The sequence below is a fragment of the Streptomyces sp. NPDC042100 genome (assembly GCF_055582325.1).
Genome location: NZ_JBVJDK010000006.1, coordinates 140,991 through 156,408 on the forward strand (window position 1 = coordinate 140,991; position 15,418 = coordinate 156,408).

Annotated in this window: 15 protein-coding genes; 12 read left to right on the forward strand and 3 right to left on the reverse strand. The window is 71.5% G+C overall.

The window, feature by feature from the left end; genetic code table 11:
* Nucleotides 1-2 precede the first annotated feature (2 nt).
* The 3 genes from ACZ6J5_RS15440 to ACZ6J5_RS15450 all read left to right on the forward strand — a co-directional run bounded on the left by ACZ6J5_RS15440 (nucleotide 3) and on the right by ACZ6J5_RS15450 (nucleotide 2,942).
* Nucleotides 3-1,238, forward strand: coding sequence for a sensor histidine kinase (locus ACZ6J5_RS15440; RefSeq protein WP_469391583.1), 1,236 nt, complete (start codon nucleotides 3-5; stop codon nucleotides 1,236-1,238).
* A 396-nt stretch (nucleotides 1,239-1,634) separates the two neighbouring features.
* The gene (locus ACZ6J5_RS15445; protein WP_003955561.1) at nucleotides 1,635-1,931 is read left to right on the forward strand and encodes a DUF4193 domain-containing protein; all 297 of its coding nucleotides are present in this window, start codon (nucleotides 1,635-1,637) and stop codon (nucleotides 1,929-1,931) included.
* Nucleotides 1,932-1,943: 12 nt separating this feature from the next.
* On the forward strand, nucleotides 1,944-2,942 hold the full coding sequence (locus tag ACZ6J5_RS15450) for a hypothetical protein (RefSeq protein WP_469391585.1): 999 nt from the start codon (nucleotides 1,944-1,946) through the stop codon (nucleotides 2,940-2,942).
* Between the two features lie 62 nt (nucleotides 2,943-3,004).
* On the opposite strand, the gene ACZ6J5_RS15455 is transcribed toward ACZ6J5_RS15450, so the two are convergent.
* Complete coding sequence (locus ACZ6J5_RS15455; protein ID WP_469391586.1) at nucleotides 3,005-3,523, reverse strand: DUF3093 domain-containing protein; 519 nt, start codon at nucleotides 3,521-3,523, stop codon at nucleotides 3,005-3,007.
* Nucleotides 3,524-3,581: 58 nt separating this feature from the next.
* Here ACZ6J5_RS15455 and ACZ6J5_RS15460 point away from each other — a divergent pair, with 58 nt between their 5' ends.
* The 8 genes from ACZ6J5_RS15460 to ACZ6J5_RS15495 all read left to right on the forward strand — a co-directional run bounded on the left by ACZ6J5_RS15460 (nucleotide 3,582) and on the right by ACZ6J5_RS15495 (nucleotide 11,409).
* Nucleotides 3,582-4,166, forward strand: coding sequence for a PaaI family thioesterase (locus ACZ6J5_RS15460; protein WP_469391588.1), 585 nt, complete (start codon nucleotides 3,582-3,584; stop codon nucleotides 4,164-4,166).
* Nucleotides 4,166-4,678, forward strand: coding sequence for a dUTP diphosphatase (gene dut, locus ACZ6J5_RS15465; RefSeq protein ID WP_128977708.1), 513 nt, complete (start codon nucleotides 4,166-4,168; stop codon nucleotides 4,676-4,678). Before ACZ6J5_RS15460 ends, dut begins: the two co-directional genes overlap by 1 nt.
* A gap of 1 nt (nucleotide 4,679) precedes the next feature.
* A complete protein-coding gene (locus ACZ6J5_RS15470) occupies nucleotides 4,680-5,438 on the forward strand; it encodes a DUF3710 domain-containing protein (RefSeq protein WP_469391591.1) in 759 nt (252 codons plus the stop codon).
* Between the two features lie 368 nt (nucleotides 5,439-5,806).
* Nucleotides 5,807-6,475 (forward strand): ABC transporter ATP-binding protein, encoded by a 669-nt coding sequence (locus tag ACZ6J5_RS15475; protein WP_469392152.1) that lies wholly within the window; start codon nucleotides 5,807-5,809, stop codon nucleotides 6,473-6,475.
* A 348-nt stretch (nucleotides 6,476-6,823) separates the two neighbouring features.
* Nucleotides 6,824-9,373, forward strand: a complete 2,550-nt coding sequence (locus tag ACZ6J5_RS15480) for a DUF4118 domain-containing protein (protein WP_469391592.1) — start codon at nucleotides 6,824-6,826, stop codon at nucleotides 9,371-9,373.
* Nucleotides 9,374-9,503: 130 nt separating this feature from the next.
* Nucleotides 9,504-10,190 (forward strand): response regulator, encoded by a 687-nt coding sequence (locus ACZ6J5_RS15485; protein ID WP_469391594.1) that lies wholly within the window; start codon nucleotides 9,504-9,506, stop codon nucleotides 10,188-10,190.
* A gap of 34 nt (nucleotides 10,191-10,224) precedes the next feature.
* Nucleotides 10,225-10,623, forward strand: a complete 399-nt coding sequence (locus ACZ6J5_RS15490; protein WP_469391596.1) for an OB-fold nucleic acid binding domain-containing protein — start codon at nucleotides 10,225-10,227, stop codon at nucleotides 10,621-10,623.
* 3 nt (nucleotides 10,624-10,626) lie between these two features.
* Nucleotides 10,627-11,409, forward strand: coding sequence for a DUF3159 domain-containing protein (locus ACZ6J5_RS15495; protein WP_469391598.1), 783 nt, complete (start codon nucleotides 10,627-10,629; stop codon nucleotides 11,407-11,409).
* Between the two features lie 118 nt (nucleotides 11,410-11,527).
* Here ACZ6J5_RS15495 and ACZ6J5_RS15500 read toward each other — a convergent pair whose 3' ends face one another.
* Together ACZ6J5_RS15500 and ACZ6J5_RS15505 are read right to left on the reverse strand one after the other, a co-directional pair.
* Nucleotides 11,528-12,202 carry a potassium channel family protein gene (locus tag ACZ6J5_RS15500; protein WP_469391600.1) on the reverse strand — a complete coding sequence of 225 codons (675 nt, stop codon included), beginning with the start codon at nucleotides 12,200-12,202 and terminating at the stop codon, nucleotides 11,528-11,530.
* The gene (locus tag ACZ6J5_RS15505) at nucleotides 12,202-12,870 is read right to left on the reverse strand and encodes a potassium channel family protein (protein ID WP_469391602.1); all 669 of its coding nucleotides are present in this window, start codon (nucleotides 12,868-12,870) and stop codon (nucleotides 12,202-12,204) included. Before ACZ6J5_RS15505 ends, ACZ6J5_RS15500 begins: the two co-directional genes overlap by 1 nt.
* Nucleotides 12,871-13,317: 447 nt before the next feature.
* On the opposite strand from ACZ6J5_RS15505, the gene ACZ6J5_RS15510 reads away from it, so the two are divergent.
* Entirely contained in the window at nucleotides 13,318-15,372 is a 2,055-nt protein-coding gene (locus tag ACZ6J5_RS15510) for an APC family permease (protein WP_469391604.1), read from the forward strand.
* Nucleotides 15,373-15,418: the final 46 nt, after the last annotated feature.

Below are 15,418 nucleotides of genomic sequence, written 5' to 3' on the forward strand. Positions count from 1 at the left end.
CGATGCCCCAGACCCCGGCGCCGCTCCAGGCGCCTCCGAAGCCGACCTGGGACCCGCGGGACCCGGTGCGCCCGCTGCTGCGCCCGACGATCCGGATAAGACTCACGCTGCTGTACGGCGGGATGTTCCTGATCGCCGGCATCCTGCTGCTCGCGATCATCTACCTGTTCACCGCGCAGGCCCTGCGGGACAGCACCTCCCAGCTGCCCTTCAAGGTCGTCAGCGGCACGATCACGCCGACCAGCGACTGGTGCCAGTTCCCGAAGGAGGCGAACAGCGAGACGCTCAGCAGCGCCGCCACGATGTGCCTGCGCCACCAGAGCGACCTGGCTCTGGACGACCTGCTGCGCCGTTCGCTGTTCGCCCTGCTGGGCCTGAGCATCATCGCCTTCGCCTTCGGCTACGCCATGGCCGGCCGGGTGCTCTCCCCGCTGGGCCGGATCACCCGGACCGCCCGCCAGGTGGCCGGATCCGATCTGTCCCGCCGGATCGAGCTGGGCGGCCCGGACGACGAGCTGAAGGAGCTCGCGGACACCTTCGACGAGATGCTGGAGCGCCTGGAGCGGGCCTTCACGGCCCAGCAGCGCTTCGTCGCGAACGCCTCGCACGAGCTGAGGACCCCGCTCGCGATCAACCGCACCCTGCTGGAGGTCCAGCTCGCGGACCCCGCCGCCCCGGTGGAGCTCCAGCAGCTCGGCAAGACGCTGCTGGCCACCAACGAGCGCAGCGAGCAGCTGGTCGAGGGCCTGCTGCTGCTGGCCCGCAGCGACAACCAGATCGTCGAGCGCAAGCCCGTCGACCTGGCGGAGGTGGCCACCCGTGCCATCAACCAGGCCCACGCGGAGGCCGAGGCCAAGGGCGTCGAGATCCGGGGCGAGCGCGCCCTGGCGGTCGTCCAGGGCAACGGCGTCCTGCTGGAGCGGATCGCGCTGAACCTGGTGCAGAACGCGATCCGGTACAACGTGCCGGAGGGCGGCTGGGCCGAGGTGACCACCGAGACCCAGCACGGGCAGGCGATCCTGACCGTCTCGAACACCGGCCCGATGGTCCCGGCGTACGAGGTCGACAACCTTTTCGAGCCATTCCGGCGTCTCAGACAGGAGCGCACCGGGAGCGACAAGGGCGTCGGCCTCGGCCTGTCGATCGCGCGATCCGTCGCGCGTGCCCACGGCGGCCGTATCATCGCGGAGCCCCGCGAGGGCGGCGGCCTCGTGATGCGTGTCACTCTCCCGATCTGACACACTGCACGAGTCGACCGGATCTGTTCGCTTTGCGCGGAATTTCCGGTCCCCGATCCCGAGACGGTCCTGTGTGATCGATCACAGGACCGGGTGTCCGTACCCCCACTCTCCGTGATCGCGAATTCCCTTAAAAAACCCGGAAAAGTCCGGGTTTCCGGGGGTCCGCCAGGCGGGAAGTACACGGGGTGGCACCCGAGAGGGATGGCCGAAGGACCGTGTACGGTCCGGTTCGCCACCCAAAGCCGCTCACTCATGAGAGGGCGGATTGGGTGTCGATTGAGTAACAGACCTTGATGTGAGGCAAAATCTCCGCCTCGGGTCGGGCACAAGTCCGGCCTCTCACGCGTTACGTGCGCTGGAGACACCGCAAACCACCCAGAGGGGGAGAGCGACATGGCAACGGATTACGACACCCCACGCAAGACCGACGACGACGTCGACTCGGACAGCCTTGAAGAACTGAAGGCCCGCCGGAACGACAAGTCGACCTCGACCGTCGACGTCGACGAGTTCGAGGCCGCAGAAGGCCTGGAGCTGCCCGGCGCCGACCTCTCGAACGAGGAGCTGGCCGTCCGGGTCCTGCCCAAGCAGGCCGACGAGTTCACCTGCATGAGCTGCTTCCTCGTGCACCACCGCAGCCAGCTGGCTCGGGAGAAGAACGGCCAGCCGATCTGCCGCGACTGCGACTGAGACCGGTCGGCCGTGGCAGGCGACACACCGTCTCGGAAGCGGCGGCTCCGGCTCCCAGGGATGCCGGGGACGCACCGGGGCGGCTCAGGCCCGGTGGAGGACGCCCAGCAGGGCCCCTCGACCGAGCACTCCGCCCCCCTGCCCACTTCTGGCGCACGTGACGACGGGCGAGGCCCCACGGCCTCGCTCGAAGCGGCACAGGCGCCACAGCCGGGCGACCAGCCGCCCGTCCCGCCCGCGCGGGACGACGGGCCCAAGCGGGGCGCCCTGCGGCGCGTCGCCGATCCGGCGCGCCTGCGCCTGGAGCGCCTGAAACCGGACAGCGCCCGCATCGAGGCCGTACGCCGTGGTGTGCAGCGCGGCGGCCAGGGCGCCAAGGCCGGCATCGGCTATCTCGCCGACCGGGTCATCGAGCTCGCGCCCAGGGTCCCCGTGCGGGACCTGGCGACCCTGCGCCGGCACTTCCCGGGGCTCGGCCCCGAGGAGATCGCCGACAAGCTCGTCGCCGGCGCGTCCAGCGCCAGCGCCACCGTCGGCGCCGGTATCGGTGCCGCGGCGATGCTGCCCGTACCGCCCGCGATGCCCGCCGAGCTCGCCGCGGAGATCACCGGCGTGGCCGCCATCGAACTCAAGCTCATCGCCGAGCTGCACGAGGTCTACGGCCTCCGCCCGCCCGGCACGCTTCCCCAGCGCTCGACCGCGTACCTGACCTCCTGGGCCGAGGAGCGGGGCATCGACCCCACCAAGCCCACCACCGTCAACGCGGCCCTCGGCGGCCAGCTCAAGCGCGAACTGCGCCAGCAGATCACCAAGCGCCTGGTGCGCAACCTGCCGAACCTCACCCCGTTCATGGTGGGCGCGGCCGTCGGCGCGGTCATGAACCGGCGCGACACCAGAAGGCTCGCCGCGCACATCCGCAAGGACCTGCGCGACCGCCAGATCCCCTGGGACGCCCTGCCGGCCCTGCCCCCGCTGGAGCCGCCGGACCATCCCAAGGAGATCGACTTCTAGGGCCCGCTCCCGGGCCGGGCCCGGGGGCCGACTCCCGGGCCGGTGGACAGCCCCCAGGCCTCCTAGACCCCCGGGGCCTCCTGTGCCTCGGGTGCCCGCACGGCGTCCCGGGCCTCGCCGCGGGACGCCTCCAGCGCCGCCACGAGGCCCTCGGGGTCGCGGCTGGACAGGTAGACGTACGGCGTCGGATCGGCCGGGTCCACGATCTCCACCCGCACCGCCGTCGGCACATAGCTGCGCATCAGCATGAAGGCGCGCGTATCGGCCTTGTGCGTGCGCCAGGCGCGCGCCTCCTCCGTGTCCAGCGCCTCGGCCGCCCCCAGGGCCGACACCGGGATCCGCGCGTCCCCGGCGACCAGCGAACCGGCCACCACCCGGATCCGCGCCGAGCCGTACGAGGACACCGCGACCGCCGCGAGCGCCGCGGCGCCGATCAGACCGCCGAGCGTCGGGACCGTACCCAGCGGGAACATGATCAGGCCGCCGGAGACGCCCAGCAGGGCCACGATGACCCACCAGGAACGGGGCGCCGTGAGGCGCTCGTCGAAGCTCGGCGCGGGGTGAGGTGCGGAAGGCTGCATGTCCCCCAGCTTGGCACGGCGAGACCGGCGCCCGGCCGCGCGGGTAAGGTCTGCGCCTGTGACTGGAACATCTGCCGCCCTCACCCCGCCGGCCGACGCCATACCGCCGGTACGCCACGCCGACGCGCCCGCCCCCGGCGAGCTGCTCGGCGCGCACTACGCGCACTGCTTCGGCTGCGGCGGCGGACAGCCCCACGGGCTGCACCTGGAGGCGCGCGCGGGCGAGGGCGTGACCGTCACCGCCGAGTTCACCGTGACCGCCGACCACCAGGGCGCCCCCGGTCTCGCGCACGGCGGCGTGCTCGCCACCGCGCTCGACGAGACCCTCGGCTCCCTGAACTGGCTGCTGCGGGTCATCGCGGTCACCGGCCGCCTGGAGACCGACTTCGTGCGCCCCGTTCCGGTCGGCACCGTGCTCCACCTGGAGGCCGAGGTCACCGCGGTGCGCGGCCGCAAGATCTACTCGACCGCCGTCGGCCGGATCGGCGGGCCCGAGGGGCCCGTCGCCGTCCGCGCCGACGCCCTCTTCATCGAGGTGAAGGTCGACCACTTCATCGACAACGGCCGCCCGGAGGAGATCCAGGCCGCCATGTCCGACCCCGACCAGGTCAGGCGCGCCCGCGCCTTCGAGGTGAACCCCTGATGCGCAATCCCGTCGACGTACTCATCCGCCGTGTGGACCCCGAGGTGCCGATCCCGGCCTACGGGCACCCCGGCGACGCCGGAGCCGATCTGGTGACCACCGAGGCCGCCGAGCTCGCCCCGGGCGAGCGGGCCGTGCTGCCCACCGGGGTCTCCATCGCGCTGCCGGACGGCTACGCGGCCTTCGTCCACCCCCGCTCCGGCCTCGCCGCACGCTGCGGCGTCGCGCTCGTGAATGCCCCGGGGACGGTCGATGCCGGGTACCGTGGAGAGATCAAAGTGATCGTGGTCAATCTGGACCCGCGCGAGAGCGTGCGGTTCGAGCGATTCGACCGGATTGCCCAACTGGTCGTCCAGCAGGTCGAGAAGGTGCGCTTCCACGAGGTGGCGGAGCTTCCCGGCTCGGCGCGGGCCGAGGGGGGCTTCGGGTCCACCGGCGGTCACGCCGCCGTGGACGGCACTACGGGTGGGAATCGATACGCTTCGGTCGTATCCGACCGGGAAGGACAGTGACGTGTTCGGACGTCGCAAGAAGAGCGGTGCCGCTGAGGACGCAGCGGGCGAGGCCGAGCAGGTCGTCGACGCGGTGGACGGCGAGGACGCGGCCGCGCCGCGCCGGGTGAACCTTCCGCCGGCGCCCCGGCCCGACGGTCCCTGGGACATCTCCGAGGTCCCCACGCCCGAAGAGGGCCGGGTGGACCTGGGCGGCATCTTCGTGCCCGGAGTCGAGGGCATGGAGCTGCGCGTGGAGGTGGCGGGCGACGCGATCGTCGCGGCCACGGTGGTGCTGCGCGACAGCGCCGTGCAGCTCCAGGCCTTCGCCGCGCCGAAGAAGGAAGGCATCTGGGGCGAGGTCCGCGACGAGATCGCGGGCGGCATCACCCAGCAGGGCGGTGCCATCGAAGAGGTCGAGGGCCCGCTGGGCTGGGAGCTCCGCGCCCAGGTCCCCGTGCAGCTCCCGGACGGCAACCGCGGCGTGCAGCTCGTGCGCTTCGTGGGCGTCGACGGACCGCGCTGGTTCCTGCGCGGCGTGATCTCCGGCCAGGGCGCTGTGCAGCCCGAGGCCGCCGGTCTGCTGGAGCAGATCGTCCGGGACACCGTGGTCGTCCGCGGCGAGGGCCCGATGGCCCCGCGCGACCCGATCGTCCTCAAGCTGCCGAACGACGCGCAGATGGTGCCGGACGGCGTGCAGCAGGACGACCAGGCCGGCTCCCGGTTCTCCGGCGGCATGGGCCAGCTGCAGCGCGGTCCGGAGATTTCCGAGATCCGCTGACGGGCCGGCCATCTGACCAGCTGATCCGGCGGCTGATGAGCTGGTCCGGCGATTCGCCGAATCAGCGATCCGGCCATTCGGTGATCCGCTGAGGAGCTCATCCGTCGATGAGTTGCCGCGCTCACGTGTGCCTGCGGACCGTGCCGTTCCCTCCCCTCCGTCCGGAGCGGGAGGGAACGGCACGGCCCGCTCGTTTTCCGTGCGGGCCCGGCCCCGTTGTCCACAGGTGGTTGTCCACAGGCCTGGCACCCGCCCCCGTGATCGGCCCATACTGACGGCGCACACGTTCGATCGAGGGGGGCACCACGGTGAGTGAGAGCAACGCGCGGACCGGTACGGCCGTGATCGAGGATCCGGCCGGGACGCCGATGGTCCGGATCGAGAATCTGAAGCGGTCGTACGGCACGGGCGCCGCGGCCGTGCACGCCCTGCGCGGAGTCTCCTTCGACATCCCGCGCGGCGAGCTGGTCGCCCTCAAGGGCCGCTCCGGCTCCGGCAAGACCACCCTGCTCAACCTGGTCGGCGGCCTCGACTCCGCCGACGGCGGCCGCATCGTCATCGACGGCACCGACCTCGCCGGGCTCGGTGAGGAGGGGCTGCTGGAGCTGCGCCGGGACCGGATCGGATTCATCTTCCAGTCCTTCGGCCTCATCCCGATCCTGACCGCCGCGGAGAACGTCGGCGTGCCGATGCGGCTGCGCAAGGCCGACCCGAAGGAGCGCGAGGAGCGGGTCGCCCTGCTGCTGGCGCTCGTGGGGCTTGCCGACCACGCGGCCCAGCGCCCGGGCGAGCTCTCCGGCGGCCAGCAGCAGCGCGTCGCGATCGCCCGCGCCCTGGCGAACCGGCCGGCCCTGCTCATAGCCGACGAGCCGACCGGTCAGCTCGACGCCGAGACCGGGCTCGCGGTCATGGAGCTGCTGCGCGCCGTCGTGCGCAGCGAGGGCTGCACGGCCCTGGTCGCCACCCACGACTCCCAGCTGCTGGGGCTGGCCGACCGGGTGCTGGAGCTGCGCGACGGCGAGATCATCGAGCACTGAGCGGGCGCCGGGCGGCCTGGGCCCGGTCCGGGACGGACCTGGACCGGACCTGCAGGACCTGGACCGGACCTGGACCGGACCTAGGCGGGACCTGCCGGACCCGGGCGGGAACGGTCCGGGGCTTGGGCGGGCCGGGCCGGGACCTGGATGGGCCGGCCCGGGACTTGGGCGGGCCGGTTCCGGACCTGGGCGGGCCGGTTCCGGACCCGGGCGGGCTGGTCCTGATCGGTCCTGGCCCAGGTGAGGGCCCGGTGCGGGGTGCCATGAGGCCGTCAGGATCACGTCAAGACAGCTCTGACCTCCCACACTCGTGCGGAATGTCCGTTTGGCTGGACGTAAAGTCGAGCCATGGGACGCGGCAAGCTTCGGATCTACCTCGGTGCGGCGCCGGGCGTCGGCAAGACGTACGCGATGCTCTCCGAGGGGCACCGGCGGGTGGAGCGGGGTACGGACTGCGTGGTGGCGTTCGTGGAGCACCACGACCGGCCGCGTACGGAGGTGATGCTGCGCGGTCTGGAGCAGGTGCCGCGCCGGGAGATCGAGTACCGGGGCGCGGTGTTCCCGGAGATGGACATCGACGCGGTCCTCGCGCGCAGACCGGTGGTCGCGCTGGTCGACGAGCTCGCTCACACCAACGTGCCCGGCTCCCGCAACCCCAAGCGGTGGCAGGACGTCGAGGAGCTGCTGGCGGCTGGTGTCGACGTCGTATCGACGGTGAACATCCAGCACCTGGAGTCGCTGGGCGACGTGGTCGAGTCGATCACGGGGGTCCGGCAGCGGGAGACGGTGCCGGACGAGGTGGTGCGGCGGGCGGACCAGATAGAGCTGGTCGACATGTCGCCGCAGGCGCTGCGGCGGCGGATGGCGCACGGCAACGTGTACAAGCCGGACAAGGTCGACGCGGCCCTGTCGAACTACTTCCGGCCCGGCAACCTGACCGCGCTGCGGGAGCTGGCCCTGCTGTGGACCGCCGACCGGGTCGACGAGTACCTGCGCCAGTACCGCGGCGAGCACAACATCCAGTCCACCTGGCAGGCCCGGGAGCGGATCGTCGTCGGGCTCACCGGAGGCCCGGAAGGCCGCACCCTGATCCGGCGGGCCGCGCGGCTCGCGGAGAAGGGCGCGGGCGGCGAGGTGCTGGCCGTCTACATCTCCCGCAGCGACGGCCTCACCTCCGCCTCCCCGAAGGAGCTCGCCGTCCAGCGGACCCTGGCGGAGGACCTGGGCGGCACCTTCCACCACGTCATAGGCGACGACATCCCCGCCGCGCTGCTGTCCTTCGCGCGGGGCGTCAACGCCACCCAGATCGTCCTCGGCTCCAGCCGCCGCCGCTCCTGGCAGTACGTCCTCGGACCCGGGGTCGGCCAGACCGTCGCCCGGGACTCCGGGCCCGACCTCGACGTCCACATCGTCACCCACGAGGGAGCAGCCAAGGGCCGCGGGCTGCCCGTCGCCCGCGGCGCCCGGCTCGGGCGCGCCCGGCTCGTCTGGGGCTGGGTCGTCGGCATCGGCGGGCCCGCGCTGCTCACCCTGCTGCTCACCCACGCCGACGCGGACCTCGGGCTCGCCAACGACATGCTGCTCTTCCTGGCCCTGACCGTGGCCGCCGCGCTGCTCGGCGGGCTGCTTCCGGCGCTCGCCTCGGCGGCGTACGGGTCGATGCTGCTCAACTGGTTCTTCACCCCGCCGCTGCACCGGCTGACCGTCGCCGACCCGAAGAACATCGTCGCCATCGCCGTCTTCTTCGGGGTCGGCGTCGCCGTGGCCTCCGTCGTCGACCTGGCCGCCCGCCGCACCCACCAGGCGGCCCGGCTGCGCGCGGAGTCCGAGGTGCTCTCGTACCTCGCCGGCAGCGTGCTGCGCGGTGAGACCAGCCTGGAGGCGCTGTTGCAGCGGGTCCGCGAGACCTTCTCCATGGAGTCCGTCGCCCTGCTCGAACGGGCGGGCGACCTCGAACCCTGGACCTGCGCGGCGAGCGTCGGCGGGCGGCCGGTGTCCCGGCCCGAGGACGCGGACGTCGACATGCCCGTCGGCGACCACCTGGCGCTCGCGCTCAGCGGCCGGGTGCTGCCCGCCGAGGACCGCCGGGTGCTCGGCGCCTTCGCCGCCCAGGCGGTCGTCGTCCTGGACCGCCAGCGCCTGCTCGACCAGGCCGAGGAGGCCCGCAAGCTGGCCGAGGGCAACAAGATCCGCACCTCCCTGCTGGCCGCCGTCAGCCACGACCTGCGCACCCCGCTCGCCGGCATCAAGGCCTCCGTGACCTCGCTCCGCTCCGACGACGTCGAGTGGTCCGAGGAGGACCAGGCCCTGCTCCTGGAGGGCATCGAGGACGGTGCCGACCGCCTCGACCACCTGGTCGGCAACCTCCTCGACATGTCCCGGCTCCAGACCGGCACGGTCACCCCGCTCATCCGCGCCACCGACCTCGACGAGGTGGTGCCGATGGCCCTCGGCGGCGTCCCCGACGGCAGCGTCGAGCTCGACATCCCGGAGACCCTGCCCATGGTCGCCGTCGACCGGGGACTCCTGGAGCGGGCCGTCGCCAACATCGTCGAGAACGCCGTCAAGTACAGCCCCGACGGCATCCCCGTCGCGGTCGGCGCCAGCGTCCTCGGCGAGCGCCTCGAAGTGCGCGTGACGGACCGCGGCCCCGGCGTCCCCGACGAGGCCAAGGACGGCATATTCGAGCCCTTCCAGCGCTTCGGCGACGCCCCGCGCGGAGCCGGCGTGGGCCTCGGCCTCGCGGTCGCCCGCGGCTTCGTGGAGGCCATGGGCGGCACCATCACCGCCGAGGACACCCCGGGCGGCGGCCTGACCATGGTCCTCACCCTCAGGACCGTCGGACCCCTGCCCCCCGACACCGCCGCCCCGCCGATGCCGGCGCACATCATGACCTGACCGGCGCGCCCGCCACCCCGCCACGCCCTTACGCTCGCCGTACCCCGCCCCGTATCCCGTACCCCGCATCCCCGCACCCTCCCCACTCCCGCACCCTGCCCCGTAGCAACGACAAGGAAGGCACCCCTTCATGACCCGGGTCCTTGTGGTCGACGACGAGCCTCAGATCGTCCGCGCCCTGGTGATCAACCTCAAGGCGCGCAAGTACGAGGTCGACGCCGCCCCCGACGGCGCCACCGCACTCCGGCTCGCCGCCGAGCGCCACCCCGACGTCGTCGTCCTCGACCTCGGGCTGCCCGACATGGACGGCGTCGAGGTCATCAAGGGCCTGCGCGGCTGGACCCGGGTGCCGATCCTGGTGCTCTCCGCCCGGCAGACCTCCGACGAGAAGGTCGAGGCGCTCGACGCGGGCGCCGACGACTACGTCACCAAGCCCTTCGGCATGGACGAGCTGCTGGCCCGGCTGCGCGCCGCCGTCCGCAGGGCCGAGCCCGTCGGAGGCGGCGAGGACGGCGTCGTGGTCGTCGAGACGCAGGACTTCACCGTCGACCTGGCCGCCAAGAAGGTGCACCGCGACGGCAAGGACGTACGGCTCACCCCGACCGAGTGGCACCTCCTGGAGGTCCTGGTCCGCAACAGCGGGCGCCTGGTCAGTCAGAAGCAGCTCCTCCAGGAGGTCTGGGGACCCTCGTACGGCACCGAGACCAACTATCTCCGGGTCTACATGGCACAGCTGCGGCGCAAGCTGGAGCAGGACCCCTCGCACCCGCGGCACTTCGTCACCGAACCGGGCATGGGTTACCGCTTCGAACACTGAGTTCGGTGTCGGCGGCGGCCGGTACGCTTTCTGTATGAGTGCTGCACCCCGTACTGAGAAGCCGGCCGGGCGCTTCCGCCGGATGCTCGACCGCCTGTCCACCTCTCAGGAGGAGCTGGAGTCGGTGGAGCTCCAGGAGGACTCCGTCGCGTCGGGCTGCACGCGCATCTGCGACTGCTCCGACCGCCAGATAGTCAAGGTGACTGGTACGTTGCGGACGGTCACCCTGCGTCCGAGGGCCGGTGTGCCCGCGCTGGAGGCCGAGCTGTTCGACGGCACGGCGCCGCTGGACGTCGTGTGGCTGGGCCGCCGTTCCATCGTGGGCATCGAGCCGGGACGCAAGCTGATCGCCTCCGGCCGGATCTCCATGAGCCACGGCCGGCGGGTCCTCTTCAACCCCAAATACGAGCTGCGACCGCTCGGACAGGAGTAGCCGGTGAGGTCAGTCGACAAGCCGACCACCGAGAAGCCCACGCCCGACCAGGACGCCCAGGCCGACAAGGCCGTGACCGAGGCGGCCCTCTTCGAGGCGTTCGGCGGAGTGCGCGGCATGGTGGAGACGGTCCTGCCGGGCCTCCTCTTCGTCACGATCTACACGATCAACAAGGACCTGCGCTCCTCGGCCATCGCCGCCCTCGCGGTCTCGCTCGTCCTCGTCGCCGTCCGGCTGATCCGCCGCGACACCGTCAAGCACGCCTTCAGCGGCGTCTTCGGCGTCGCCTTCGGCGTGGTCTTCGCGATGATGACCGGCAATGCCAAGGACTTCTACCTGCCGGGCATGCTCTACACGCTGGGCCTCGCCCTCGCGTACATCGTCACGACCCTCGCCGGCGTGCCGCTGATCGGCGTCATCCTGGGCCCGGTCTTCAAGGAGAACCTCTCCTGGCGCACCCGCAACCCCGGCCGCAAGAAGGCGTACGCCAAGGCCAGCTGGGCCTGGGGCCTGATCCTGCTCGGCAAGTGCGCGATCCTCTTCCCGCTGTACTGGTGGGCCGACACCACCCAGCTCGGCTGGGTCCTGGTCGCCCTGAAGATCCCGCCGTTCCTGCTCGCGGTCTATCTGACCTGGGTGTTCCTCGCCAAGGCGCCGCCGCCGATCGACGTCTTCGCCGAGATGGAGGCCGAGGAGCGGGCCGAGAAGGCCGAGAAGGCGGAGAAGGCCGCGAAGGCCGAGGAAGCAGCCCGCCAGGCCGCCGCCCAGGGGCGTCCCGAGGCGTGAGCGAAGCGCGCGTACGTATCCGCGCGTACGGGAAGGGGCCCGGGACCTGTCACAGGTCCCGGGCCCCTTCCCGTACGGCGGTGTCCCTCGTCAGGGACCCGGCTCGTGACGACAGGCCCTAGTCGTTCGGACCGCGGCGGACCGACAGCAGGTCCTCCAACTGCTCCTCGCGCGCCTGGGTGGCCACGAACAGCAGCTCGTCGCCCGCCTCCAGGGTCTCCTCCGGGCTCGGCGTGAGGACCCGCGAGCCGCGGATGATCGTGACCAGCGAGGTGTCCTGCGGCCAGGCCACGTCACCCACCGCGGTGCCCGCGATCGCGGACTCCGGCGGCAGGGTCAGCTCCACCAGGTTGGCGTCGCCGTGGCTGAAGCGCAGCAGCCGGACCAGGTCGCCGACGCTCACCGCCTCCTCGACCAGGGCCGACATCAGGCGCGGCGTCGAGACGGCGACGTCCACGCCCCACGCCTCGTTGAACAGCCACTCGTTCTTCGGGTTGTTGACCCGGGCGACCACGCGCGGCACGCCGTACTCGGTCTTCGCGAGCAGCGAGACGACCAGGTTCACCTTGTCGTCGCCGGTCGCCGCGATGACGACGTTGCAGCGCTGCAGGGCCGCCTCGTCGAGCGAGGTGATCTCGCAGGCGTCGGCCAGCAGCCACTCCGCCTGCGGCACCCGCTCCACCGAGATGGCGGTCGGCGCCTTGTCGATGAGGAGGACCTCGTGCCCGTTCTCCAGGAGCTCGCCCGCGATGGAACGGCCCACGGCGCCCGCGCCTGCAATAGCGACACGCATCAGTGACCGCCCTCCTCGGGACCCTCGGCGAAGGCCGCCTCGACCTTGTCGATCTCGTCCGTCCGCATCATCACGTGCACGAGGTCGCCCTCCTGCAGCACCGTCTGCGAGGTCGGCAGAATCGCTTCGCCCAGCCGGGTGAGAAATGCCACGCGCACCCCGGTCTCCTCCTGGAGCCGGCTGACCTTGTGGCCGATCCACGCGGGGGAGGTGTGCACCTCGGCGAGCTGTACTCCGCCGCTCGGGTCACGCCACAGCGGCTCGGCGCCCGACGGCAGCAGCCGCCGCAGCATCTGGTCGGCGGTCCAGCGGACCGTCGCGACGGTCGGGATGCCCAGGCGCTGGTAGACCTCGGCACGCCGAGGGTCGTAGATCCGGGCGGCGACGTTCTCGATGCCGAACATCTCGCGCGCGACCCGCGCGGCGATGATGTTCGAGTTGTCACCGCTGCTCACCGCGGCGAAGGCACCGGCCTCCTCGATCCCCGCCTCGCGGAGCGTGTCCTGGTCGAAGCCCACGCCCGTGACGCGACGGCCGCCGAAGCTCGAGCCCAGACGCCGGAAGGCCGTCGGGTCCTGGTCCACGACCGCGACGGTGTGGCCCTGCTGCTCCAGGGTCTGCGCGAGAGCGGCTCCCACGCGCCCGCAGCCCATGATGACGATGTGCACGTCCCCTTACCCCGCACTCCTGATCGCCCTGCTGACCTGCGAAAACACGCTTCTCACAACTTTCCTGGCCTGGTCGGCCATGTACTCGGCCGCACTTTTCGGCCACGTAGGCGGTCCCCTAGGGCCCGTACGGTCAGTCCATACGGGTCCATACGGTCCCATGCCGTCCCGCGCCGCCCCCTCGGGGCGGCTCGGCCGGCCCGGCCCGACTGGCCCGGACCGAGGGCGGACGCGTGCGTACGCACTGTCCGGTCCGAGCTTATGCGGCAACGAAGACGGGGACCTCACGCAGCCCTCGTTAGGAATGCGTCAAGACCGCGTCAGGGGCGTGTCACCACGGGACACGGCATCTGCCCAGCTCTCCCTTGAGGTGGTATCCAGAGAGATTCCGTGCCGATCGGGGGTGGTGGTCGGCGTGGCTCTTTTCGAACGCTTACGATCCTCTGCGTGTCCAAACTGACCGACGTGCCCAAACGGATCCTGATCGGGCGGGCCCTGCGCAGCGACAAGCTCGGCGAGACTCTCCTCCCGAAGCGCATCGCCCTCCCCGTCTTCGCCTCCGACCCGCTGTCCTCGGTGGCGTACGCCCCGGGCGAGGTCCTCCTGGTCCTCTCGATCGCGGGCCTGTCGGCCTACCACTTCAGTCCGTGGATCGCCCTGGCCGTCGTGGTCCTGATGTTCACGGTCGTGGCCTCCTACCGGCAGAACGTGCACGCGTACCCGAGCGGCGGCGGCGACTACGAGGTCGCCACCACCAACCTCGGGCCCAAGGCGGGACTGACCGTCGCGAGTGCCCTGCTCGTCGACTACGTCCTCACCGTCGCCGTCTCGATCTCCTCCGGCATCGAGAACCTCGGCTCCGCCGTCCCCTTCGTCGTCGAGCACAAGGTCCTCGCCGCCGTCGCGGTGATCGTGCTGCTCACCCTGATGAACCTGCGCGGCGTCAAGGAGTCCGGCGGCCTCTTCGCCATCCCGACGTACGTCTTCGTCTTCGGCGTCTTCGCCATGATCATCTGGGGCGCCTGGCGCGGTCTCGTCCTCGGCGACACCATGGCCGCCCCCACCGCCGACCTGGAGATCAAGCCCGAGCACCAGGGACTGGCCGGATTCGCCCTGGTCTTCCTGCTGCTGCGCGCCTTCTCCTCCGGCTGTGCCGCCCTCACCGGCGTCGAGGCCATCTCCAACGGCGTGCCCGCCTTCCGCAAGCCCAAGTCGAAGAACGCGGCCAGCACCCTCGCGCTCATGGGCGGCCTCGCCGTCACCATGTTCTGCGGCATCATCTTCCTGGCCATGGCCACCAACGTCCGGATGGCCGAGAAGCCCGCCCAGGACCTGCTGCTCAACGGCGTGCCCGTCGGCGAGGGCTACGTCCAGGACCCGGTCATCTCGCAGGTCGCCGCCGCCGTCTTCGGCCACGGAACGTTCTTCTTCGTGCTGCTCGCCGCCGCGACCGCGCTCGTCCTCTTCCTGGCCGCCAACACGGCGTACAACGGCTTCCCGCTCCTCGGCTCGATCCTCGCCCAGGACCGCTACCTGCCCCGCCAGCTGCACACCCGCGGCGACCGCCTCGCCTTCTCCAACGGCATCGTGCTGCTGGCCGGCGCCGCGGCCCTGCTCGTGGTGATCTACGGGGCCGACTCGACCCGGCTGATCCAGCTCTACATCGTCGGCGTCTTCGTCTCCTTCACCCTCAGCCAGATCGGCATGGTCCGGCACTGGAACCGGCACCTGCGCACCGAGAAGGACCCCGCCAAGCGCCGCCACATGATCCGCTCCCGCGCGATCAACACCTTCGGCGCCTTCTTCACGGGCCTCGTCCTCGTCGTCGTCCTCGCCACCAAGTTCACCCACGGCGCCTGGGTCGCCCTGCTCGGCATGGTGATCTTCTACGTGACGATGACCGCGATCCGCCGCCACTACGACTCCGTGGCCGCCGAGATCGCCGCCGCCGAGGAGCGCCCCGACGAATACGTCCGCCCCTCCCGGGTCCGGTCCGTCGTGCTCGTCTCCAAGCTGCACAAGCCCACGCTGCGCGCTCTCGCGTACGCCAAGCTCATGCACGCCAACGAGCTGGAGGCGCTCACCGTCAACGTCGACCCGGCCGAGACCAAGGCGCTGAAGGAGGAGTGGGAGCGGCGCGGCATCAACGTGCCGCTGAAGATCCTCGACTCCCCGTTCCGCGAGATCACCCGCCCGGTCATCGACTACGTCAAGAACCTGCGGAAGGAGAGCCCGCGGGACGCCGTCGCGGTCTACATCCCCGAGTACGTGGTCGGCCACTGGTACGAGCACATCCTGCACAACCAGAGCGCCCTGCGCCTCAAGGGCCGGCTGCTCTTCACGCCGGGTGTGATGGTGACCTCGGTCCCGTACCAGCTCCAGTCCTCCGAGGCCGCCAAGAAGCGGGCCCGCAAGCGCCAGGACTGGAACGCCCCCGGAGCGGTCCGACGCGGACCGGTCGAGAAGGGTGCCGCGAAGGTTCCGGCCGAAAAGAGCAACTAGACTGGTGGGCTGCCGTCCCGAACGGCAGCCCACCGCTCTCGTCTCT